At 60.9% G+C, this 20,414-nt stretch carries 24 protein-coding genes and 2 pseudogenes; 11 read left to right on the top strand and 15 right to left on the bottom strand.

All coding sequences use genetic code 11. From position 1 onward, the window contains the following. Nucleotides 1–345, top strand: a 345-nt coding sequence (locus tag OEZ60_RS21215; protein ID WP_263340713.1) for an enolase C-terminal domain-like protein, incomplete at its 5' end; no start/stop codon positions are given. 509 nt (nucleotides 346–854) lie between these two features. Here OEZ60_RS21215 and OEZ60_RS21210 read toward each other — a convergent pair. From OEZ60_RS21210 to OEZ60_RS21195, 4 genes are all read right to left on the bottom strand, one after another. Next, a complete protein-coding gene (locus OEZ60_RS21210) occupies nucleotides 855–1,166 on the bottom strand; it encodes a hypothetical protein (RefSeq protein ID WP_263340709.1) in 312 nt (103 codons plus the stop codon). Next, nucleotides 1,163–1,729: a hypothetical protein gene (locus tag OEZ60_RS21205; RefSeq protein ID WP_263340707.1), complete on the bottom strand. Its 567-nt coding sequence runs from the start codon at nucleotides 1,727–1,729 to the stop codon at nucleotides 1,163–1,165. Before OEZ60_RS21205 ends, OEZ60_RS21210 begins: the two co-directional genes overlap by 4 nt. A gap of 315 nt (nucleotides 1,730–2,044) precedes the next feature. Then, nucleotides 2,045–2,398, bottom strand: coding sequence for a hypothetical protein (locus OEZ60_RS21200; protein ID WP_263340704.1), 354 nt, complete (start codon nucleotides 2,396–2,398; stop codon nucleotides 2,045–2,047). Further along, nucleotides 2,395–2,709: a hypothetical protein gene (locus OEZ60_RS21195; RefSeq protein ID WP_263340701.1), complete on the bottom strand. Its 315-nt coding sequence runs from the start codon at nucleotides 2,707–2,709 to the stop codon at nucleotides 2,395–2,397. Before OEZ60_RS21195 ends, OEZ60_RS21200 begins: the two co-directional genes overlap by 4 nt. A 352-nt stretch (nucleotides 2,710–3,061) precedes the next feature. Here OEZ60_RS21195 and OEZ60_RS21190 point away from each other — a divergent pair, with 352 nt between their 5' ends. Next, nucleotides 3,062–3,478, top strand: a complete 417-nt coding sequence (locus OEZ60_RS21190; protein WP_263340698.1) for a hypothetical protein — start codon at nucleotides 3,062–3,064, stop codon at nucleotides 3,476–3,478. 405 nt (nucleotides 3,479–3,883) lie between these two features. Next, the gene (locus OEZ60_RS21185; protein ID WP_263340695.1) at nucleotides 3,884–4,072 is read left to right on the top strand and encodes a hypothetical protein; all 189 of its coding nucleotides are present in this window, start codon (nucleotides 3,884–3,886) and stop codon (nucleotides 4,070–4,072) included. A 744-nt stretch (nucleotides 4,073–4,816) separates the two neighbouring features. Here the strand turns inward: OEZ60_RS21185 and OEZ60_RS21180 are convergent. Then, a complete protein-coding gene (locus tag OEZ60_RS21180) occupies nucleotides 4,817–5,545 on the bottom strand; it encodes a Crp/Fnr family transcriptional regulator (protein WP_411709830.1) in 729 nt (242 codons plus the stop codon). 160 nt (nucleotides 5,546–5,705) lie between these two features. Here OEZ60_RS21180 and OEZ60_RS21175 point away from each other — a divergent pair, with 160 nt between their 5' ends. Next, nucleotides 5,706–5,942, top strand: a complete 237-nt coding sequence (locus OEZ60_RS21175; protein ID WP_263340689.1) for a hypothetical protein — start codon at nucleotides 5,706–5,708, stop codon at nucleotides 5,940–5,942. A 201-nt stretch (nucleotides 5,943–6,143) separates the two neighbouring features. Here the strand turns inward: OEZ60_RS21175 and OEZ60_RS21170 are convergent, their stop codons facing one another. Beyond that, on the bottom strand, nucleotides 6,144–6,587 hold the full coding sequence (locus OEZ60_RS21170; RefSeq protein WP_263340687.1) for a hypothetical protein: 444 nt from the start codon (nucleotides 6,585–6,587) through the stop codon (nucleotides 6,144–6,146). A gap of 262 nt (nucleotides 6,588–6,849) precedes the next feature. Between OEZ60_RS21170 and OEZ60_RS21165 the strand changes: the two are divergent. Continuing rightward, a pseudogene (locus OEZ60_RS21165) lies at nucleotides 6,850–7,152 on the top strand (Arm DNA-binding domain-containing protein); the annotation flags it as partial. 37 nt (nucleotides 7,153–7,189) lie between these two features. Here the strand turns inward: OEZ60_RS21165 and OEZ60_RS21160 are convergent. Continuing rightward, nucleotides 7,190–7,420: pseudogene (locus tag OEZ60_RS21160) on the bottom strand (integrase core domain-containing protein); the annotation flags it as partial. 40 nt (nucleotides 7,421–7,460) lie between these two features. Between OEZ60_RS21160 and OEZ60_RS21155 the strand changes: the two are divergent. The 3 genes from OEZ60_RS21155 (at nucleotide 7,461) to OEZ60_RS21145 (ending at nucleotide 9,639) form a co-directional block, all read left to right on the top strand. Further along, nucleotides 7,461–8,234: a BRCT domain-containing protein gene (locus tag OEZ60_RS21155; RefSeq protein ID WP_263340684.1), complete on the top strand. Its 774-nt coding sequence runs from the start codon at nucleotides 7,461–7,463 to the stop codon at nucleotides 8,232–8,234. After that, nucleotides 8,212–8,679, top strand: a complete 468-nt coding sequence (locus OEZ60_RS21150) for a 3'-5' exonuclease family protein (RefSeq protein WP_263340680.1) — start codon at nucleotides 8,212–8,214, stop codon at nucleotides 8,677–8,679. Before OEZ60_RS21155 ends, OEZ60_RS21150 begins: the two co-directional genes overlap by 23 nt. Before the next feature lie 234 nt (nucleotides 8,680–8,913). Further along, complete coding sequence (locus OEZ60_RS21145; protein WP_263340678.1) at nucleotides 8,914–9,639, top strand: UPF0149 family protein; 726 nt, start codon at nucleotides 8,914–8,916, stop codon at nucleotides 9,637–9,639. A gap of 28 nt (nucleotides 9,640–9,667) precedes the next feature. On the opposite strand, the gene OEZ60_RS21140 is transcribed toward OEZ60_RS21145, so the two are convergent. The 3 genes from OEZ60_RS21140 to OEZ60_RS21130 all read right to left on the bottom strand — a co-directional run bounded on the left by OEZ60_RS21140 (nucleotide 9,668) and on the right by OEZ60_RS21130 (nucleotide 13,024). After that, nucleotides 9,668–10,471, bottom strand: a complete 804-nt coding sequence (locus OEZ60_RS21140) for an alpha/beta hydrolase (protein WP_263340675.1) — start codon at nucleotides 10,469–10,471, stop codon at nucleotides 9,668–9,670. Between the two features lie 344 nt (nucleotides 10,472–10,815). Further along, a complete protein-coding gene (locus OEZ60_RS21135; protein ID WP_263340672.1) occupies nucleotides 10,816–11,580 on the bottom strand; it encodes an alpha/beta fold hydrolase in 765 nt (254 codons plus the stop codon). Between the two features lie 58 nt (nucleotides 11,581–11,638). Continuing rightward, a complete protein-coding gene (locus tag OEZ60_RS21130) occupies nucleotides 11,639–13,024 on the bottom strand; it encodes an MmgE/PrpD family protein (RefSeq protein WP_263340670.1) in 1,386 nt (461 codons plus the stop codon). 649 nt (nucleotides 13,025–13,673) lie between these two features. On the opposite strand from OEZ60_RS21130, the gene OEZ60_RS21125 reads away from it, so the two are divergent. Continuing rightward, on the top strand, nucleotides 13,674–13,880 hold the full coding sequence (locus tag OEZ60_RS21125; RefSeq protein ID WP_263340666.1) for a hypothetical protein: 207 nt from the start codon (nucleotides 13,674–13,676) through the stop codon (nucleotides 13,878–13,880). 18 nt (nucleotides 13,881–13,898) lie between these two features. Continuing rightward, nucleotides 13,899–14,591, top strand: a complete 693-nt coding sequence (locus OEZ60_RS21120) for a hypothetical protein (protein ID WP_263340665.1) — start codon at nucleotides 13,899–13,901, stop codon at nucleotides 14,589–14,591. A 253-nt stretch (nucleotides 14,592–14,844) separates the two neighbouring features. On the opposite strand, the gene OEZ60_RS21115 is transcribed toward OEZ60_RS21120, so the two are convergent. The 5 genes from OEZ60_RS21115 to OEZ60_RS21095 form a co-directional block, all read right to left on the bottom strand. Then, nucleotides 14,845–16,479 (bottom strand): acyl-CoA synthetase, encoded by a 1,635-nt coding sequence (locus OEZ60_RS21115; protein WP_263340715.1) that lies wholly within the window; start codon nucleotides 16,477–16,479, stop codon nucleotides 14,845–14,847. Nucleotides 16,480–16,484: 5 nt separating this feature from the next. Further along, nucleotides 16,485–17,285 carry an enoyl-CoA hydratase gene (locus OEZ60_RS21110; RefSeq protein ID WP_263340664.1) on the bottom strand — a complete coding sequence of 267 codons (801 nt, stop codon included), beginning with the start codon at nucleotides 17,283–17,285 and terminating at the stop codon, nucleotides 16,485–16,487. 22 nt (nucleotides 17,286–17,307) lie between these two features. Then, entirely contained in the window at nucleotides 17,308–17,757 is a 450-nt protein-coding gene (locus tag OEZ60_RS21105; protein ID WP_263340661.1) for an OsmC family protein, read from the bottom strand. 29 nt (nucleotides 17,758–17,786) lie between these two features. Next, complete coding sequence (locus tag OEZ60_RS21100) at nucleotides 17,787–18,929, bottom strand: glycine cleavage T C-terminal barrel domain-containing protein (protein WP_263340660.1); 1,143 nt, start codon at nucleotides 18,927–18,929, stop codon at nucleotides 17,787–17,789. 182 nt (nucleotides 18,930–19,111) lie between these two features. Then, the gene (locus OEZ60_RS21095; RefSeq protein ID WP_263340658.1) at nucleotides 19,112–19,603 is read right to left on the bottom strand and encodes an Lrp/AsnC family transcriptional regulator; all 492 of its coding nucleotides are present in this window, start codon (nucleotides 19,601–19,603) and stop codon (nucleotides 19,112–19,114) included. Nucleotides 19,604–20,083: 480 nt separating this feature from the next. Here OEZ60_RS21095 and OEZ60_RS21090 point away from each other — a divergent pair, with 480 nt between their 5' ends. Next, entirely contained in the window at nucleotides 20,084–20,224 is a 141-nt protein-coding gene (locus OEZ60_RS21090) for a hypothetical protein (protein ID WP_263340718.1), read from the top strand. The last annotated feature ends 190 nt before the right edge of the window (nucleotides 20,225–20,414 follow it).

Below are 20,414 nucleotides of genomic sequence, written 5' to 3'. Positions count from 1 at the left end.
GAACAGGTGCTCGACGTAGCCTCGCTCAAGACCTCCTGCGTCGGCGGGATCGAGGCGACACGCCAGGTGATGGGGCTGGCGAAGGTGACGGGCGTGCCGGTCCGGATCGAGGACTACTACGGCACCGCAATCCTCCTCGCCTGCGTCACCCATATGGGGCATACGCTGCCGCGGAATCTCAACTTCGGCCTTTACGACTTCGTGAGCGTCGATCTGCCGATGGTGAGGAGCCCGCTGCCAGTGACAAACGGCGAGGTGCGTCTGCCCGACGATTGCGGCCCGGGCCTTGGCGTCGAGGTCAACGAGGAGATCCTTGGAGCACCGGTCGCGGAAATGGCCCTGTGATGCGGGACGCTCTCAAGGGCAACGCCAGGCTCACGACGACGATCGCATGCGCTGCGGCAAGAGCGCGTGCAGCCACACGCGCCAATGCCACGCGAGCGGCTTCGTCCTCCCCAGAAAGGAGACGGTGCGGTAGGTGTGGATGATCCCTTGCGGGCTTTTGCAGTTCTTTGGATGCCGCACGGCAGCCTTCGCGTTCCGGACGTTGGAGCAGGATATAGGACGGTCTGTTGTAGAGGCATGTCGTGTGGACCGCTTCGAGAGACATCATTTATGCACCTTGTCGGCACGCCGGAAAACGGTTCAGGTGCCTGAAATACGTCAGCGGCGGCGAGACGAACCAGAGCGTGCGGGAGCGGCGTTCCGCCACGCGTTTGATCCCTTGCAGCGCGGACAGATCCGCTGCCCGAACCCCTCGCTCCAGAAGGCGGTGCCGCAGCGAAGGCAACGACGCTCTTGCGGCACATCATTGCGTGCCCGCGCCTGAATCGTGTCCTGTTTGGTGAATGGGGTCATGGGTTTTCAGCTTCTGCCTCGATCAGGCGCGCGAGATCACCGAGTGCGCGCTGGATGAGTTTCTGGCGTCTTGCGTCCTGAGCCTCGGAAGTCTCGGAATAACGACGTATCAGATATTGCGCTTTCACGGCCGCCTCGTGCCAGTTGGCGGCAGGCTCGGCAAGAAGTTGCGCTTCCAGTTCTTCCTGCCGTTGGCGGAGCGCGTGCTGATCTGCCTCGAAATCTTTGAGTGAATGTCGCCGGATATCGGTTGCCATCCTGCTTTCGGTACTGCGTCTCGCGTCAAGATACACCGGATCGTCGGTCATAGTTTTGTCCCCGCGGCCACCGACATTCCGCCGGGGCGCAGGAACCCGAGCTGGGACGTGCAATCCGCCTTGGATGGCATTCCTTCGTTCTCGGCGGCCTCGATCGATGAGCGGATCGAAGGGCGATCGGTCAGAGCTCCGGGAGCGAGATTTCGGTTCTGCTTGTCGCGGTCGGGGTCCGGTGCGCGCGCACAACCATAGAGGTTGCGAAGCTGACTTTCGGAGACACCGTCGGCTTTCATCACAAGGCGCACCATCGGATCGGCCAGCATCTCTTCGACAAAGAATTGCGTCAGCTCTTTACCGGAAAGCTTGTCCTTGGCGCGGGCCCTCTCCAGATCGGCCAGAGACACGGCCAGGCTCCGCGTCAAACCGGGATGGGACATCCGTGGATTCAGATGCACCAAGACCGAAGCCTTCCAGCCTTCCGGATCGAGATGGTCGGGCGGCGAGTTCAGTTCGGTTTCGATGTCATATTCTCCCGCAGGAAGGACCTCATCAAAACCGGAAAGCCTGAATGGACGGAAAAAAACAGCTATGCTCTTTTCGATGTTTCGTTCCATGATCTGTCTCCTGGTATGACGGTGTCCCAATATTGCGCGTTACCCCGGCAGGGTACTCGTCAACGCAGCAAGGCGTCTTCCTGACGGGCGGCGTTTCGGATGCCGAGGGCGCAGCAGTTCTGGTGACCGTGAGGCTTCTGACAGACATCGTGCGATCCTTTTCGTGCGGATATTGGCGCAAAGGGATTGGCAGGTCATTTGTGCCCGCGAAGGCGGCGAAGATGGTGCGTCGCCCTTACCGAGTGTGGCGCCGAAGAACCGCGACCCTTCAGTGTAAATCGGTCGGGTTCCCCGGACGCCGCCCGGCCCGCTGTGTCACGATGCCTCGAGTTTGAGCGCGGCCATGCAGGCCTGCGCCAGATCTCGATTGGCGATTTCGGTGCCGGGGACCGTCGCCCAGCCGGCGGCGATCACCGCGTCACGCTGCTTGTAGCTCGCGGCGCTGTTGATGGTGGCGAGTTTCGCAATGCGGTCCGGGTCTGCGCGTGACATTTCAATGCAGACTGGAGTCAGTGCGGTGATCACTTCATCCTCTGCCAGTGTGCGTGCCATCTTGTTGGCCGTTCCACTCGTCATCCAGCCGCCCCACGAAAATCCAACGACCATGATGACAACCGCGCCGATCACGCCGCCGTAGATTCCGGGTTTCAGCCATTCGGGAGTATTCATTTCAAGTCCTCCTGCGGAGAAAGCGCCGCCTCGCTGTCGTTGACGTCCCTCGGGATGTTCCGACCGTGGGTGATCGCCAGCTCCATGTCCCGCTCCGAGACCGGACGCAGTTCGGTACGACCTGCGTGCTCACCCTTGCCGTGAATGGTTAGGTATGTTGCGGTCCGTCGGTATGCCTCAAAGCTGAGGCCCTGAAGGCGTTCTTCCTCGATGACGACTTCGTATTCACCGGCGGGTAGTTCGTCCGGGTAGCCCGGCAAGACGAATTCGTCAGGAAACGTCACCGTATATGTGGACGTCCGCATGTTCATCCCAAGCCTCCGCTATCTTAATGAAAGTCGCTCAACTACCAGGCGCCGCAGGTTACTGAAGGCCGACACGCAGCAAGGCCTGATGAGTGTCATGACTATAGTCTACTAAAGGGCGACCCTTACTGATCGGTGTTAGCTAGGGGCAGTTTTCTTGCTTTCCGGATGCAACCTCGGCCTGTCGCCCATGTCCAAACCAGCCGGCCCACCACATCGCTGATCTGCGTAAGGGCGCGGCGGAAGCGCTGCCGATAACATCAAAGAACCAGTTGTCGGCATCTTTCGGGCGACTGGCGCCTCTATGGTCCCAACGGAGGCTCGTCATGGTTGGTCTAAAGAAGTATTGGAGCGTTGTATGTCGAGGCTGGACGTTCTTCACCCGGAGGGAAGCGACTTTGACCGGTTTCTGTACGCCTTCGTTGGCGAAGACCAGAACGGGTCGGCCGTTACGGTGCTCTCCGCACTCGCCAGGCTTGGCTTCGATCCCTGGGAAGAGGCGGCCAGACTTGCAGATTCAGGGCCGGACGCGGCGCGCGGACGGCTAGGGGCGATACTTTCAGGATTCAAGGATGTCCCAGCGCTCAGCCTCGAACACGGTGCGGTCGCCGCGAAACTGGCCGTCCTGTTGCCTACTCCTCTGCCTAACCGCATACCGGGCCTGACAGTTCCCGTGATGCCGAACTGGCCGCCGGGCTCCTTCACACGCGCCCTGCTGGTTGTGTTTTTTCTTCTGGTTCTGGCGCGGGTCTACGTCCTGGCCAATTCGGGATGAATTGTTCGGATGTCGGATATCGAGCGACCGGACCGGACGCATTTCAGGCACCGGAAGGGCGGACGACCATACGGTATGCGGCACCGCGACGGGACCACGCAGAACGGTTCTGGAGCGATGAATTGGACAATATGCAAACGGCTGCCGCCGCCGTGATCCTTCCCCCACCTTCCCCTACGTCAGGCCTTAATACCGAGACCCGTGCCGGTCAGGCTAACCTGCGTCAGTGCGGAGATTGCGCCAAGCCCGCTAGCTGACCTGTGCCCGGCGAGTATTTGGCGGGCACGTTTTTTCCGAGTACTGAAGATTTCCGAGTACGGAAGAAGCGTGAGGGCGTGCAGACGACAATTGGTGGGTATTGCCCTCACGCTTCTTATTCTCGGAACGTCCAGGACAGGACATCCCATGACACCCGAAATCAACAAGGCCGCCGACAAGATGAAATCCGTCAAGACCAACTGGGACAAGGCGCCCGATGGCCCTACGAAGGACGCGGTCCTGAAGCACTGCCAGGCCGCCGAGAAGGCTCATACGGCAAAGAACGATGCCGAGACCAACAAGGAACTCGACGCGGCCACTCACGCCCTCGCGTGACACCCGACGTCTGGGCTTTTGACCGGGTCGCCCTGCTTGATAGGAGGCCGGCCCCTAAGCGTCAACTCGCCAGCAACCTCTTGACGAATCGGACGCAACGAAAATGGAACTTATGCCGCCGCGTACAGCCAATCCTGGCCCAGCAACAGCTTGTGAAGGAAGACCCTAAACTACCTAGGCTAACATGTGTCAGTGCGCCACCAAAGCAGGTTGGCGATAGTGCCCAAAGCTTAACGAATCCCCGTTTGGCTACGGTTTTCCTAGCAGTCGTGAAGTACTAGAGATCAATCGATCTCAATCGTTTCATTTCTCCATAATTTCGGCGACTTGGGAGAACCCAAGAAAGGATACAATTATGTTTTTCGTAAAGATTCTTTCCTCCGGTTTGGAATTCGTGCGGAGTTTTGCCCGGAAGTGTGGCCGTTTGGCCGCGTCATCGGCACTCCTGGTGTTCGGCTTCACGGCCGTAAGTTTTGCGGAAGGTGATGCTACCACAGCAAAAGCCGCCGAGCTCCAATCGGCGCCGTATGTTCGGGCATGTACGCAATTGGAGCTCTCAGCGGAGCTTCACGCGAGCGAATGTGGGCGCCTCAGCGTCTCAGAAGTAACGCTTCGCTTGAATGCCCTTCAAGGCAACGGCGAGCGCAACTGATCGCTTAGCCGCGAAGACTGCGCCTTGTGAAAATTTGAAGGTCTTTAACTAGATCTGCCATGGCCGCCCCTCTATCAACAGGGCGGCCATTGTCACTTGAGAAGCGGGCCAGTTTGATCCAGATAGGCCGGATCGAAATCCGCCAGTGCCACCAGACGTTCATAGTCATCGAAGGTCACGTGACCGTCCCGGAATGTGACCAGCCCGCCTTCCCGAAGCTGCCGCAGGACACGATTGACGTGGACAGCACTCAGACCCAGCGCATCGGCGAGGTGATATTGTGTAAGTGGGCAGTCATATCCCGCCTTGCTGCCCATCCCCACCAGAGCCAGCCGGACACCGAGTTCCAGCAGGAAATGCGCCATGCGGGCATTCGCGTCGCGGCGTCCGATGCATACCAGATGCTCGACCACCATCGCTTCGTCCCTGCTTACCGCCCATAGAACCGCCATCGCCAGTCTCGGCGTGTGCGCGAAGGCCTCCAGAAGGTCGCTCGCCAGCACCTCCGCTGCCTGGATATCAACGACCGGTTCGATGCTGTGATCGGATGTGTGCAGAAGGACGCTGCGCAGGCCCAGAAAATCGCCGGGGATCTGGAAATCGACAATCTGCCGCGATCCATCCGGCTGGATCTTGTAAGAGCAGACCCAGCCTTCCGAGAGGATATAGGCCGCCTGATCGGACTGCCCCTGATGCACCAGATCGCGCCCCACGACAAAAGACCTGCGCCTTTGGTGCAAACGGTCCAACACCGCAAGCTCTGCGTCCGAGAGGGACACAAAGGCGGAAAGCTTCCGAGTGAGAGGACTGTCTTGGATAATGCTCAACGGCGCCTCCCAGGGCGGGCAATGAATTAGTGGGAAATCGGCGCACGGACTGCTTTCGATCAGCCCAACTTACAGCATTTTCTGAAAGATTGGGAACGTAGATCAGACCAGCACGGCGCCATGATCCCTTCGCAGCATCAAGGAGATTCTCGAAATGCCCTTCCAGACGGACTATTCCGGAATCGCGGCCCTCTCGATCTGCGAGGCGCTCCTTCTTGCGATTAGCGATCACAAGCTGCTCCCCGAACGCGAGATTGCCGGAGTTCTCAGAGACGCTGCCGCAACCCACGAAAACGCGGTCGGCACGGCCATAGAAATGGAGACGCACCGAGCTGTCGCTGGCCTCATCCACCGGATCGCTACCGGCAATAGTGTGCTTCGTCAGTCGTGAAATATACAAATCAAAAGAACATGTTTGTACGAAGCCTATTGCCTCGGCATGCCCTCTTCATCCAGAGCGACGAACACAAAGCCTCGCAAAGACGCACTTCATTGCATCAATCGCTGCGCATTCGACCAACGTCTCTTCTGGGTAAGCGGCACTGCGGCGTAGACGCCTGCGATTTACAGCCGGATCGGGCCGACAGGGCCGTCACTGTCCCTTCGGTGTCACGTCCTTCATCCCCTTCTGCAACAGCAGCGCCACTTGGTCGACAGTAAACTTGAACCCCTGTCCATCCGGGATACGTTCGGCCGAGACGGGGTATTTGGGGCGGCGGGGGTCGATGCCCGTGATCCTGAACAAATCGCGCCCTGTGCTGAACTGGCGGCCGAAATCGGTCGGCGACAAACCGAATGCTTCGGCCAGCGCCTCGAAGCGCAGTCTTTCCGGGTCAAGCGGGGTGCCGTCAGGCAACGGAATCGACACACGGAAGGCAGCATCGAAACCCCAGCGCAACTCCATGCCGGTGATTTCCTTCGCCTCGACCACCAGACCGTGGCGGCCGGCGACGTCCTGGCAAGCCTTCAGCATCTCCTGTTGCAGCCGCTGGCAGAGCACCGGTGTCAGGTTTCGAGGGGGTTTGGCATTTGGCATGGCGAAGACAGTTCTTGGGATCGCCACCAGTGCTAGCCCATGAGCCGGTCGCGATCAAATCGGCATCGGCGCGGCGCCCTCATTTCTACCTGCTAAGGCGCCGTGCGCCGGGCGTTCCGGCCCAACCATTTGATCTTTCTGTCCGGAGCGCCCCTCCCTGCCCCAATTCCACCTTCCGCCTGTATTCCGGTCCCTGCGCCGTGGTCCGACTTGATAGTGGCACGGGTCTATGCCTGTGTCCTGGGGCAAGGAGGCGGGATGCATGGTCAAACGACTGAAACTCAACGAGAAAACACTACGCGAGGCGGAACCGAAGCCCGACGTCAGCTATCAGATCTTCGACACGGAGGTGATCGGCTTCGCCGCGCGGGTGCAGGCCTCGGACGCGCGGACCTTCACCATCGACTACCGGCACGCGGGACGGCAGCGGCGGATGACCATCGGGCGCTGGCCAGAGTGGAGCGTGACGGCCGCGCGCGAACGCGCCAAGGAGCTGCGCCGGGCCATCGACGAGGGGCAGGATCCCCTGGCGGCGCGGGATGAGTGGCGCGGGGCGCCGCGTGTCACGTGATCAGCCCCACCTGAGTGGTCCGATTTGATTGTTAGTGCATGACTGGCCTCTGGTCCATCGGGATGACGGATTCAGGGGCCGGCGGGCGGTAGCCCAGAGCACTGTGGGGGCGTTTCGTGTTGTAGTGTTTCCTCCATTGCTCGATGAGGATCTTGGCCTCTCGGAGGCTGTAAAAGACCTCGCCGTTGAGCAGCTCGTCCCGGAACCTGGCGTTGAAGCTCTCGCAGTATCCGTTCTCCCAAGGTGACCCTGGTTCGATGTAGGGCGCGCTGTCATCGCAGCGGATCGAGACCGGCGAGGAAGTGGCCATCCTCGCCGAGGCCGACAAGTTCGTGGAGTTCTTTGAGGACCCCGACGCATCGGATCTGGCACAGGATATCCGGGCGCGGTGTTTCTCGGGGCAGAACGACCTGATGCGGGCACTCCAGGATGTGGTCGCCGAGAAGCGCGACGAACTTGTCCGGGCGGCACCTTACTCCGAGCTCGACGAAGTCAACGAGTTCCTTGGCTTCTGTGCGGGCATCATCTGCGACGGGCTCATCCTGAAGGCCGAGGCAGAGGCGATGCTCGCCCGCTTCCACGCGAGCATGGTCTTGTCCCGTTCGGTGGTCTACCGCGACCTCTGGCGCGCGCTTGAGGCGGCCCTGGCGGACAAGATACTGACCGAGATCGAGTCAGAGGAAATCCGTGAATGGATCGCGCTTCTCGTGGGCGACGGCTTCGCCGATACCGGCCTGCCGAATATTGGCAATGTGGCGCAGTTCGATACGCCGATCATCGACCCGGCCGAGGTCGACCTCGCCGGCAGCTGTTTTGTCCTGACCGGCCCGATGCAGATGGGCGCGCGCAGCTTCATCATCTCGGAGATCGAGCGTTGCGGCGGCACAGTCGCGTCCTCGACCAGCCGGAAGACTCGCTACGTCGTCATCTCGCAGACCGCGTCGAAGAACTGGCGCACGTCGCATTTCGGCACCAAGATCGAACAGGCGAAGGGGCTGATCGCCGAGGGCTACCAGCTCCGCTTCGTTTCCGAAACGGCCTTGGCCAAGGCCATTGCACGACACGAATGCCTTTGATGACAACCCGATCTCCGACACGCGCCGGGGCAAGGCGAACCGAAGATGTGGCGTACCCCTCAGGCGTCCCGATCGGATCGTTCCGGTTCAACGCCCTGGACGTGGAGACCGCCTGCAGCGATGCCGCGAGCATCTGCCAGATCGGCATCGCCTCATCCAGCACAGCGGATTTGACCGGCGCGCCATTCATGGCGCCTATGCTGCGTTTGGCCGCGAGTCGCCGCGCTGGAGATGGGGAGACAGCGTCCGGATCGCCCGTCGCGCGTGGCCCGAGTTCTTGGACAACGGCGGCCATGGCCTTGCGCATCTGAAGCAGCGTCCGAATCTGGACTTCGATCACCACGACGCTGGCGACGACGCCCGCGCCGCCGCATTGGTGGTCTTGCATGCCGAGCGACGCACACAACTGGTATTCGAAACGCTACTGGGCAAGCAGCCACTATGACGGCCTGGCCGGCCCTTTCCTGACCTTCATTGTGATTTGGGGCGCCGCAGTGCAGCCTCTGCAAATCCGGTCATGGTGGGCGCAGCGTCCCTCGGCCGACGGACATCAGCTTTGCCGGGCCATCGCCGGAACGGAGCCATGGCAGCGAGCCGACCAGAATGACCGGGTCTCAGCCAATCGTCGCCATGCTCGTCGTGAACCACCAGATTTCTTGAGCCGCGGCTGGATTGCGAATTGGCATTCGGGCGGGTACCCACGGCACCGGCATCTAGGAGACGCGCCATGAGCAGTTCGGATCAGGACCTCGATCGCCTCGACGAGCTCTTGTCGGCCTTGCCGCAGGAAAATCTTCCGATGAGCTTGAGCGAGCTCGACGGCTATGTGACCGGCATCCTTTCCTGTCCCGACCTCATCCCGCCTTCGGAATGGCTTCCCCATGTCTGGGGGGAAACCGGTCATGCCGGTTTTCCCGACCTGACGACCGCCGATGCAACGATCTCGGCGGTGATGGCGCATTACAATGCTGTCGCCGCGGAGATGACAAGGACCCCCTGGATCGAACCGATCTACGAGGTGGATCCGAACAGCGATGAGACACTGTGGGAGCCTTGGGTCGACGGGTTCACCCGCGCGATGCGGCTGCGCCCCGAGGCTTGGGAAAAAGTGCTTGAGCGGGCCGATGAAGAGACGCGATCGTCGCTGATCTTCCTGCTCGCCCTGCAGGACGTTTACGAGGGAAACAGCGCGTTCACCGAGGAAGAGATCGACGAGATCGACCTCGAAGCCCCGGATTTGATCCGGAATTGCATCGCTGCGATCCTGCTGGCCTCGCGCCCTGCCCTCGTCATGAAGGCCGAAAACCGGTCCCGCGCGTCCATTCCGCACAAGCACCCGGGCCGAAACGAACGCTGCCCATGCGGTTCAGGTCGAAAATACAAGCAGTGCTGCGGGAAAAACTGACAAGCTTGGTCGCATAGGTAACGGACGTTCACTCGCCGAGCGCGGCGGCGACGAATGTGTCGAGGCCCTCGAGATAGCGCCCTTCGCTGACGAGAAAGCCGTCGTTGTGCCCTCCTCGGATTTCTAGAAACTCCTTGGGCGGGCGAGCGGCAGCATGGAGCCTCACGCCCTGCTTGAAGGGGATAATCTCGTCATCGCGGCTGTGAATGACCAGCACGGGGCAGGTCGCGGACTGTAGGAATTCGGCAGCCGGGAAACGGATGCGCGCCAGCCACCGCACCGGAAGCCAAGGGTATATTCCGGCGCCCAGGTCGGGAAGCGAAACGAAACCGCTTTCGAGGATCAACGCGCCGGGCTTTTGCCGACCCGCCACATACGCCGCGACGGCCGCGCCCAGCGACCGGCCGAACAGGACGATCCGGTCCGGGGGAGTTCCCATCTCCTCGGTCAGATGGCGCCAGACCGCGTCGGCGTCGCGGTAGATCCCGGCTTCTGAGATCTCGCCCGCGCTTTGCCCGTAGCCGCGATAGTCGAAGATCAGGGTCGCGAGGCCGAGTTCGTTGAAATGCCGCAAGGACTCGAGCCGGTGCGAGATGTCACCGGCATTGCCATGAAAGAACAGGACCGTGCCGCGGGGATCAGATGCCGGCACATGCCACGCGACGAGGCTGACCCTGTCTTCGGTCAGGATGTCGAGCCGCCGAAAGGCCAGCCCGATACTGTCCGGGTCGGGGCCGACGGCACGGGTAGGCACATTCGGAAAATACACAAGCCGCGATTGAAAGACGAACGCGGCAAGAAGCAGCGCGCCATAGCACGCACCGATCAGCATCGCGGTCCCAACGACCGCGCTCAAGGATCTCCGCCTGTCCACCACAGGATCATGTCACCTCTTGGAAACTACTCAGAAAAGCTGCCAGATTCACGCCACAGGCGAAAGCGCCACGGATGACCGGCTGACGTCGTCGGGGGACCGCCAACGGGCAAGGACGGCTCTTAAGCGACATTCGTCGGTGTATATCGCGCTGCAATGCAGTTTCCCCAAAGCCGTTGGCACTCATTCACAGCATTTCCGCCGGTCGACCGGTCGCAGAGCGGGAAAAGCCGCCGGCGACCTAGTCCGTCATGTGCCACGCATGGCCGCCAATGCGATCGTTGAAACGCCGGCCGAGCGTTTTACTCCTTCAGGAACCGCTCGACGATCAAGTTGAACGTCTCTGGCATCTCGAGGTGAAAGGCGTGACCTGCGTTCGGTGCAATGAAGAGCTGGGCCTTGGGAATCTTTCTCCACATCTCGATGGACAGGTCGGGGTGCGTGGAGCGATCGCCATCACCGCAAACCACGAGAGTTGATGTCGTGACATCCCCCAACCGGTCTCTGGCCTTCCAGGGATCCCAGGATCTGAGGTGCACGAACGCGCCGTCCGTGTTCGATCGCGCGCCGGCCTTGAGCGCGAAACTGAACATCGGGTCATCTTTGTCGCGTTGGAACCATTCTGCGGCGATGCCAGCCGCAAACGCCTCCATACCCTTTTCTTCGAGCTTCCTGACGCTGCTTTCGGTCGATTCAAAGCGGTCCGGCAGGAAACCGTCGGGACAGCCTCCGTAGAGAACCATCTTTTCCAACAAATTTCGATGCCGGAGGCTGATCTCAAGAGCGATCATCGCCCCAAGCGAATGGCCAAGAATTGAAAACTTCTTCAAGCCGATGGATTTTACGGTTTCCAGCACAAGCTCACTTTGCTCTTCGACGGTCGGCGGCACAGCTATGTCATGGCTTTCGCCGAAGCCGGGAAGGTCAATGGTCGTGACCGAAAAGTCGTCCGACAGATGATCGGTCAACGGGCCGAAGATCAGCCCGCTGCTCAGAAATCCATGGACCAGCAGGACATCTGGCCCCTCGCCTCGGCGATTCCAGCTCAACATCATGTCTTCCCGCATCAAGTCTGCGTCAACAGACTGCAGTCAGGGAGATACTGGGGCTCGTCGAGTCGTGCGTCTAGTGCGAATGATGGGCCACGCCTGAATATACGATCGGTCCGTAGAGCGCTTGTTGCAATGCTGACAGGGCGTCCGGCCGATTGCCCAGCGAGAACACGGCATGCTCAATCGAGGCCCTTCGCTCAGCCGACAGAACCGGTGCAGTAAACGTGCGGAACTTCTCGACAATACCGTCTCGTAAAATTGGGTTGGAGTGTTCGCCCGGCGCGCGGACGATGCCGGAGTCGCATGTGCGGCCGTCGAATGTGGTGAGGATCGTGCGACCGAGACGATCGGCTGGGAAGTTGGCGTTGCAGTGCGGACATTCGGCCACCGTGGTCACTGATACAAGCCGTGCGATCTCTGGGTCATGGAAGGTCTTCCCCGAGACCTCATGGGCACCGAGTGCGCCGCAGACCAGAGCGGCGGCAACCGGATAGTCCAGACTGTACTGCGCCACGGCGGTGGTCTCCGGAATCCCGCGCGCGAGGCGCGTGGCTTCGTGGAAGCTCTCAACGTGGATCGACGCAATGTCGGAGGCTTGGAGATGGTGCGCCGCGCGCAGATCTAGCGCGGCCTTGACCGGCGCATGCGCCCATCGGCATATCGGATAGAGCTTGATGTTTTGCCTATCCGTCAACCACGTGTGGCCGAGATCTTCCCAGTAGTCGGATGCGTCGTCGCCTTCCACTGTCACGGCTGGCGCGCCGGAGTAACCCATTAGAGCCAGTTCCGCCGCCGAGACGCCGACCATGGCACCCCATCCCGAACCATCATGCAGCATCGTGGGATTGCCGATCTCGCGCATCATCTGGCTACGCGGGCCATGATACTCCGCGATTCCAATCGCATGGCGCAGGATATCGGGGTGCGGATTGAGCAATCGAACGCCGAGCGCGGCGACGGCGAGTGACACCCAAGCGCCGGACGTATGGTAATCGGACACCGTGCCGTGCAACGCTAGGCCGGCGCGGCATGCGATTTCGTATCCGACGACCAGGGATGTCAGGAAGTCTTCCCCGGTCAAATCGCTCTTTCTTTCTGCAAAGGCCAGAAGACTTGGCAGAAGACCGCACCCGGCATGGCCTTTAGCGGCACTATACCCATCATGCGCATCAAGGCTGTCGATCTGCGTCGCACCGGCATAGGCGGCGCCGACAAGACTCGCGTAACGTCCATCGAACAAGATGCGTGCGCGTGCGTCATCGGCGCCCGCGCTCATCTGCCTGACCGCCATTTCCCGCCCGATTCTCGCGGCCTCGATCTGTGCCGCCGCCGCGCTCACCCCGATCAGGTCGAGGCAATAATCCTTCACGCGCTCACGCGTGCGCAACGGGATATCGTCATATCGAGTGCGAAGCGCGAAGTCGGCAAAGGCGCGACGTCGTGCGGCGTCGAATGGCATAGCGTCTCCTCGCGGTACGCTTGAACGTGACGGGTCTAAGGTTATGCCACCTTGGGCGGTCTTGGCCCAACGAGACTGTCACCAACACGCGTGCTTGTCGAGACGCCCCATCCGTGGCGCACATCGTCAAATGCCCATGTCAAGCACGTGTTCCGACATGAGCGACGTTTCGGGGGCGGTTCGATCTGGGCTCACACCGGCCGATCTCCGCTCCGCGGCGGGCGGGGGGACGTTCCGAACAGACGCTGGCCTGCGCGGACGGCCCTGAGCTGCCATTCACGAGGCGGGCTGTCGCGGCGGTGCAGCTTCCCCGAACCAGTCTTTCGCGGCATCCTGCAGCATTGGCTAACAGGCCAAAGTTTGCAGCGCGGACTTTCCTGCCGTGCATGACACTCGGTCGAAGATCTGCTTTATAGGCAGCCCGTGAGGCTTTAGAGCGGGTGCAGATGTATTGTTATGTCGACGAGAGCGGGAACACCGGAAACCAGCTCTTCGATCCGGCTCAGCCCGTCCTCTACTACGGCTAATCTCGTCGAAGACGAATCTTGATGTCTCTGCCGAGCCACTGCTTCGACTAGCTCGTGCGAAGCTCGGAGTGGAGCGCCTTCATGCAAATGAGCTGGGCGTCGGTCGGCTCTCAGAGGTCGCGTTGAGCCTTGGTCGCTTCGCGCTGAAGCGCGACGTGCAGTTCTCGCTCTACAAGGTGGTGAAGCCCGACCACGCCATCATCACCTTCTTCGACCAAGTCTTTGACGCCGGGCTCAACGAAGCGGTTCGATGGGACCACTACTGGACACCATTGCGGTACGCCGTCGTCGTCAAGGTCGCCCACCTGTTCGACGAAGAGACCGCATAAGCCGCTTGGGCGGCACGAGTGGAGACCAACCCCGCACGAGCTGCGGAAGCTCTGCAAAGGCTGTGCGCGACGCTTCAGGGCCGTATCTGTCGCCTAACGGATGCTCGCTCCCGCGAACTGATCTCTGGTGCGCTGACCTGGGCCGCTGCGAACCCGTTCGAGATCAGTTACGGTGCCGGGAACAAAGATAGCGCGCGTCAGATCTCCCCGAACCTCGTGGGCTTTCAGCAAGTGCTCCAATCGGTGGCCACTCAGGCTCAAAAGCAGTCTCGGAAAGTCCGCCAGATCGTCGTGGACCGGCAGACGCAGTTCAATCGGGCGCAAGGCGAGCTGGCCGACATCTATCGGCGCCTTCGAGGCCGGAAGCATCCCATGGGCCCCGGAATGCCGGAGATGGACATGACAAACATGCCGGAGGCCCCGCCGGTCTTTCGACCGGGTGACGAGAGCGCGGGCCTTGATTTGATCGATGTCGTACTCTGGGTCGCGAAGCGGTGGCAGGAGGGTAAGCCTCTATCCCCGGAACTGGGGAAGATGTTCAACGCCTTCGCTAAACGCGGCGGCATAGACGAGGTATCGCTTAGCGGGCTGGAGCGCCGGTGGAGCTTCCTTTCGTCCCTGCCAGATCCCGACGGCCCATTACCTGATGATCTAACGAAGCAGATCGCCAGATGGGAGGACGAGCGAATACAGGCGGTGATAAGTTGTTAAAGCCGCCATTCGCGCACTCCGCGAGATTAGATAGGATGGTGAAGGATTTCTGATGCGGGCCGCGGCGCGAGGGTGCAGCCTGGTGCCGGGTCGGCCCGCGTTGGAGGTTCTTCACCTTTGCAGACCTTCGATTGAGACTCGGAATCGTGCGGCGGAGTTCGAGAATGCGGTCATTCGCAGCGAGCGCAGAGTGTCGAGTGGATCAAAGGGTCGGAAGGCGAACAAAGAGTGAAGCCGCGTGTCCGCTCCGATGTTAGGTGGCGATAGCCCGTGCTTGCTCGCGCAGGATGAACTTCTGGATCTTTCCGGTGGACGTTCTTGGAACAGGCACGAACACGAACTTTCCGGGAACCTTGTAGGGTGCAAGGTGCTCGCGGCACCATGCGCGAAGCATTGTCGCATCCGCCTTCTGACCTGCTGCAAGTTCGACAAATGCACAGGGCGTTTCGCCCCATTTTTCATCGGGCATTGCAACGACGGCCGCGACCGCGACGGCGGGATGCCGGTACAGTGCCTCTTCGACTTCGATCGAGGAAATATTCTCACCGCCCGAGATGATGACGTCCTTTGACCTGTCCTTGAGCTGGATGTAGCCGTCGGGATGCATGACCCCCAGATCGCCCGAATGGAACCAGCCGCTGGCGAAGGCCTCCTGCGTCGCCTTGGGATTGCGGAAATAGCCCTTCATGACGACATTGCCGCGGAACATGACCTCTCCCATGGTCTTGCCATCGCGCGGCACGGGGCACATCGTCTCGGGGTCTAGAACGTCCAGCTGTTCCAGCGCCAGATAGCGCACGCCCTGACGGGATTTCAGCGTGGCCTGCTCGGCGCGGGGCAGCCCGGACCAGTTTTCGTGCCAGTCGTTGACGACCGCCGGGCCATAGGTTTCCGTTAGCCCGTAAAGATGGGTCACGTCAAAGCCCGCATCCCGCATGTCGGCAAGAAGCTTTTCAGGGGGGGGCGCGGCGGCCGTGAAGAATTGCACGGTACGGTCAAGACTGCGTTTGACCGTATCCGGCGCCGAGATCAGCAGCGACATCACGATGGGGGCGCCGCAGAGGTGGGTCACGCCTTCATCGGCGAGGGCATTCCAGATCGGCTCCGCACGCACCTGCCGCAGGCAGACATGGGTGCCGATGATGGCCGACATCGTCCAGGGGAAGCACCAGCCGTTGCAGTGAAACATCGGCAGAGTCCACAGATACACCGCATGTTTCTGCATCGAAGTCGTCAGCGCATTGCCCTGCGCCAGCAGGTAGGCGCCCCGGTGATGCGACACCACGCCCTTGGGGTCGCCGGTGGTTCCGGAGGTGTAGTTGATCGAGATGGCGTCCCACTCGTCCTCGGGCATCAGCCAGGCGAAATCCGGGTTGCCACGGGTCAGGAACACCTCGTAGTCGGCGGCCTCGAACTGTGTCCGCGCACCGTCGTATTCCGGATCGTCGTATTGGATCAGGACAGGCTTCACCGTGGCAAGTGCAAGAGCGTCCTGCATCAGCGGCATGAACTCGCGGTCCACGATCACGAGCTTGGACATGGCGTGATCGAGCTGGAACGCGATGATTGCCGCGTCCAGCCGGGTGTTGATTGAATGCAGGACCGCGCCGCACATCGGAACGCCAAAATGGCATTCGAGCATCGCCGGTGTGTTGGGCAACAGCACCGACACCGTGTCGCCGCGCCGGACCCCGTTCTTGGTCAGTGCCGAGGCAAGCCGCCGCGAACGCGCATAGAACTCCGCATAGTTGCGACGCAGCGTGCCGTGAACAATCGCGGTGTGGTCGGGGAAGACGCTGGCAGCGCGTTCGAGAAAGGTCAGCGGTGTAAGCGGCTGGTAGTTCGCCGGGTTGCGATCCAGACCGGTATTGTAGGGATTTTCCACCATAAGCCTCATTTATCCTGCCATTGCGGCGCGCGTTTTTCGATGAACGCTCCGATGCCCTCTTCCGCATCGCGGGCGAGCATATTCTCGACCATCACGCCGGAGGCGTAGTCATAGGCCTGCGCCAGCTGCAGCTCGCGTTGAACGTAGAACGCACGTTTTCCTGTGGCGAGCGTCATGCTGGATTTGGACGCGATCTTGCGGGCCATCTCAATGGTCGCCTCCCTCAACGCATCGGGGGCGACAGTCCGGTTGACCAGCCCAATCTCGGCCGCGCGGGCAGCCGATGTCATGTCCCCCGTCAGCAGCATCTCCATCGCGTGTTTGCCCGCCACGTTCCGCGACAGCGCCACCATCGGCGTGGAGCAGAACAACCCGATATGGACACCCGGCGTGCTGAATTGCGCGGTGTCCGCGGCAATGGCGAGATCGCAGCTGGCGACCAACTGGCAGCCCGCTGCGGTCGCGATCCCCGTGACCTCGGCGATGACGGGTTTCGGGCAATTCACAATCGATTGCATGACGCCCGAACACAGCGCCATGACCTTGGTGAAGTAGGCTTTGCCGCGATCCGGGGCGGACCGGCCGGCGGTCATTTCCTTGAGGTCATGCCCCGCGCAAAAGGCTGCTCCGTGTGCGGCTAGGATGACGACCCGTACAGAGGGGTTTGCCCCTGCCTCGGCAATGGCTGCGCCCAGCTCGCCCAGCATCGCTTCGGACAGGGCGTTGCGGCGCCGCGCGTCGTTCAGCGTCAGGCGCATAATGCCGTCGTCATCCAGATCGCGCAGCAGGATATCGCTCTCTTGCACAGCTTTTCTCCCTAACCGGTGCCTAAAGGACGTTGATCTCGACGCTGTCGGCGAGCGTGTTGGCGATGAAGCAGTAGCGATGGGCGCGGTCCTGCATTTCATCCAACGTCTTGTTGTCGACCGCGAAGCCGGTATCGAAACGCACCACCGGGTGCAGGTCGATACGCGTGACTGACATCTGTCCTTTGGGGTTCTTGCCGAGATGTGCAACTGCGTGATCGTGGTAGCTGGCCACCGGCCACTTCGCCTTCGCGGCCAGTGCCAGGAAGGTCATCATGTGGCAGCTAGACAATGCCGAGGCGAGCGCTTGTTCGGGGTTGGTGTTTTCCGGTTTGCCGCCCCAATCCGGGGCGGCATCCGCTTGCACTTCATAGCTGTTGTTGTAGCGCACGACATGCTCGGCAGAATACTTGCCCAGCTCGAAGCCCGCTTCGGTACGGTGCCAATGCAGTTCGATCGAAAGGTCGGACATGGCTACTTTTCCAGTCTGGTTGATGACAATCAGGCAGCGGCAAGGCTTTTTTGCGGGTCGTAGAACGGGCGCTCCACGATCCTCGCACGCGTCGGGCCGGACGCGGTCACGACCTCGACTTCCGCGCCGATCTGCGCAGCATCCAAAGAGACCATGGCCAGGGCGATGTTCTGTTCCAGCCGCGGCGAATAGACGGCCGAGGTGACCTTGCCGACGAACGCACCGCCCTTGTTGACGGTCCAGAAGGTGGTGTTCGGCCCTTTGAGTGGCGACCCGTCGATGACCAGCCCGACCTGCTTGCGGCAGACGCCCTCTTCCTTAATCCGGCGCAGCGCGGCCTTGCCGATGAACTCGGCCTCCATGTCGAGGCTTACGAGGCGACCAAGCCCAAGCTCGTAGGGATTGGTGTTGATGTCGGCGTCGGCGTGATAGGACAGCATGCCGCCCTCGATGCGGCGGACCGACGAGGTATGGCCGGGTTTCAGGCCGAAAGGCTTGCCCGCCGCCATAATCTTTTCCCATAGCTCGTCGCCGCGCGACCCGTCCTGCAGGTAAAGCTCATATCCCAGTTCGCTCGACCAGCCGGTGCGCGACACGATCAGCGGAATGCCGTCCAGCTCCACTTCGCGCAGCCAGTAATACTTGAGGTCCATGATGCTGTCGCCGAAGAGCGCCTTCATCACCTCGCCGGATTTCGGCCCTTGAAGCTGGAGCGGCGATACATCCGGTTCGCGGATCGTCACATCCATGCCCGAATGCACGGCGACGCCCTGTGCCCAGAGCAGGATGTCGCTGTCCGCAAGCGAGATCCAGAAGTGGTTCTCCGCCAGGCGCAGCAGGATCGGGTCATTCAGGATGCCGCCTTCGGCATTGGTGATGAGAACATACTTGCATTGCCCGACCGCCATCTTCGAAAGATCGCGCGGGGTCAGCATCTGAACGAACCTCGCGGCATCAGGGCCGGTGATCTCGACCTGACGCTCGACTGCCACATCGCACAGGATCGCGTCGTTGATCAGGTTCCAGAAATTCTGTTCCGGATCGCCGAAGTCGCGCGGGATGTACATGTGGTTGTAGACCGAGAAGCCCTTTGCGCCCCATCGGACCGTCGCGTCGAAATACGGGGATTTCCGGATCTGGGTTCCGAAACCGAAATCGTCTGATTTTGCCATTCTGATTGCCCTTTCCTGCGGGTCCTCACGGACCACGAGATCTTGTCGAACTGGCCGTGGTTTTAGGGGCAATCAGCTTGCAAGATCGGACTGAAGATTCATACCGAGCAGACTGAACGGACCAAATTGATGTTCAACTCAGACCGTTCGGACTTTGCGCGTCCGTTGAGCGCGTTCTCGGGTCACTTCGCTGGTTGGGCCAACAGCTGGGCAAGGTCCGGCTGCACCGATTTGACCTCGCGTGTCACGAAATAGGTCATGTAACGGTCTATCCCGAGTTCCGCCGACAGCATGTCTTCCATCAGCGTCTGGAAGGCCGAAAGGCTGGTTGTGACAACGGTCATCACGTAGTCCATCCCACCGCCAGTCGCGACGCAGTCGGTGACCGCGTTAAGGCTGCGGATATGCGCCTCGAAGCGGTCAAAATCCGTCTTGCGGTGGCTTTTCAGAGAAACAGTTACGACGACCTTGGAGACATCGACTATCTTACCCAGCGCAAGGTCCGCACGGTACCCGCGGATCAGGCCCGCCTTCTTCAGCCGGGCAAAGCGCGCCCAGCAAGGAGTAGAGGAAAGCCCTACCAACTCCGCCAGCTTCGATTTACTGAGCTGACCATTCTGCTGCAACGCGCAAAGGATACGAATGTCGGCGGCGTCGAGGGCAGTCGGTTTCATTCCTCAAGAGCCTCTACATATCGACATTTCCCGAGTACTCCCGCTGCCCAACGATATAGGTCACAAATTTCTACCTATTCGGAGGCTCCATTGCCAACCGTCAAATTGCGCTTTCGTCACTTGTCTTGCGGGCAAAACGACGTGGTGCTGCGTAAAGAACAGCCGGTCTCCGCATCACAGCAGACATAGTATTCCCCCATGTCTGGCTGGCGAGGACGGGACCAGACCGGACATTCGTCGCTTCCGCAGCGAAAGACCGCAATCCGCCGTTCCTGTCGCCAGCCGCGGGTCATCCGATTTACCGAGAGATGGGGAGCGGTTTGGCCGAGGGGCCGCAATCATGCACCGGGGTCTGGCTCGTCTTTTGACTGAAATCCCTCGGCCTCATGCCAGTGCATCAGGATCATCTCGGCCTTGATCCTCCCCCACCGAAGTGGCTCGCCAACTGGGATAGATTTGTCCCGTCGAGGAGGACCAAAGATGGCAGGAAAGCGAGACAAGCCCGAGGACATCGTGTTGAAGCTGCGGCAGGTCGAGGTGCTGCAGGGGCAAAGAATGACGATCGGCGACGCGGTTCGGCAGATCTGCGTTGGACTGCCCCCATCGAGTGGTCCGTGTTGATTGTTGGTGCATCATCGGCCTCTGGTCCATTGGAAGGAAGCTTTCCGGCGCGGGCGGGCGGTAGCGGCTCTGTTGCACAAATCGGCTGATGGCCGAGATTCCCCTATCCCCGGGCAGACTCATCCCTCGGCTTCAGTGACAGGTATGCCGAGCGCAGTGTAGCGGTTCAGGATGGCGATGCGGACGTGGA

This window comes from Albidovulum salinarum, assembly GCF_025673475.1.
In the GTDB taxonomy this organism is placed as follows: domain Bacteria; phylum Pseudomonadota; class Alphaproteobacteria; order Rhodobacterales; family Rhodobacteraceae; genus Albidovulum; species Albidovulum salinarum.
This window is presented reverse-complemented; position numbering and strand designations above follow the sequence as displayed.

What these genes read in the sequence shown, in the direction of transcription:
- OEZ60_RS21170 (WP_263340687.1), bottom strand. Translation starts at nt 6,587, where the DNA reads ATGCCAAATGCCAAACCCCCTCGAAACCTGACACCGGTGCTCTGCCAG.
- OEZ60_RS21135 (WP_263340672.1), bottom strand. Translation starts at nt 11,580, where the DNA reads ATGCGGGAAGACATGATGTTGAGCTGGAATCGCCGAGGCGAGGGGCCA.
- OEZ60_RS21100 (WP_263340660.1), bottom strand. Translation starts at nt 18,929, where the DNA reads ATGGCAAAATCAGACGATTTCGGTTTCGGAACCCAGATCCGGAAATCC.
- OEZ60_RS21205 (WP_263340707.1), bottom strand. Translation starts at nt 1,729, where the DNA reads ATGGAACGAAACATCGAAAAGAGCATAGCTGTTTTTTTCCGTCCATTC.
- OEZ60_RS21140 (WP_263340675.1), bottom strand. Translation starts at nt 10,471, where the DNA reads ATGCTGATCGGTGCGTGCTATGGCGCGCTGCTTCTTGCCGCGTTCGTC.
- OEZ60_RS21115 (WP_263340715.1), bottom strand. Translation starts at nt 16,479, where the DNA reads ATGGTGGAAAATCCCTACAATACCGGTCTGGATCGCAACCCGGCGAAC.
- OEZ60_RS21210 (WP_263340709.1), bottom strand. Translation starts at nt 1,166, where the DNA reads ATGACCGACGATCCGGTGTATCTTGACGCGAGACGCAGTACCGAAAGC.
- OEZ60_RS21175 (WP_263340689.1), top strand. Translation starts at nt 5,706, where the DNA reads ATGCCCTTCCAGACGGACTATTCCGGAATCGCGGCCCTCTCGATCTGC.
- OEZ60_RS21195 (WP_263340701.1), bottom strand. Translation starts at nt 2,709, where the DNA reads ATGAACATGCGGACGTCCACATATACGGTGACGTTTCCTGACGAATTC.
- OEZ60_RS21095 (WP_263340658.1), bottom strand. Translation starts at nt 19,603, where the DNA reads ATGAAACCGACTGCCCTCGACGCCGCCGACATTCGTATCCTTTGCGCG.
- OEZ60_RS21130 (WP_263340670.1), bottom strand. Translation starts at nt 13,024, where the DNA reads ATGCCATTCGACGCCGCACGACGTCGCGCCTTTGCCGACTTCGCGCTT.
- OEZ60_RS21190 (WP_263340698.1), top strand. Translation starts at nt 3,062, where the DNA reads ATGTCGAGGCTGGACGTTCTTCACCCGGAGGGAAGCGACTTTGACCGG.
- OEZ60_RS21200 (WP_263340704.1), bottom strand. Translation starts at nt 2,398, where the DNA reads ATGAATACTCCCGAATGGCTGAAACCCGGAATCTACGGCGGCGTGATC.
- OEZ60_RS21105 (WP_263340661.1), bottom strand. Translation starts at nt 17,757, where the DNA reads ATGTCCGACCTTTCGATCGAACTGCATTGGCACCGTACCGAAGCGGGC.
- OEZ60_RS21090 (WP_263340718.1), top strand. Translation starts at nt 20,084, where the DNA reads ATGGCAGGAAAGCGAGACAAGCCCGAGGACATCGTGTTGAAGCTGCGG.
- OEZ60_RS21185 (WP_263340695.1), top strand. Translation starts at nt 3,884, where the DNA reads ATGACACCCGAAATCAACAAGGCCGCCGACAAGATGAAATCCGTCAAG.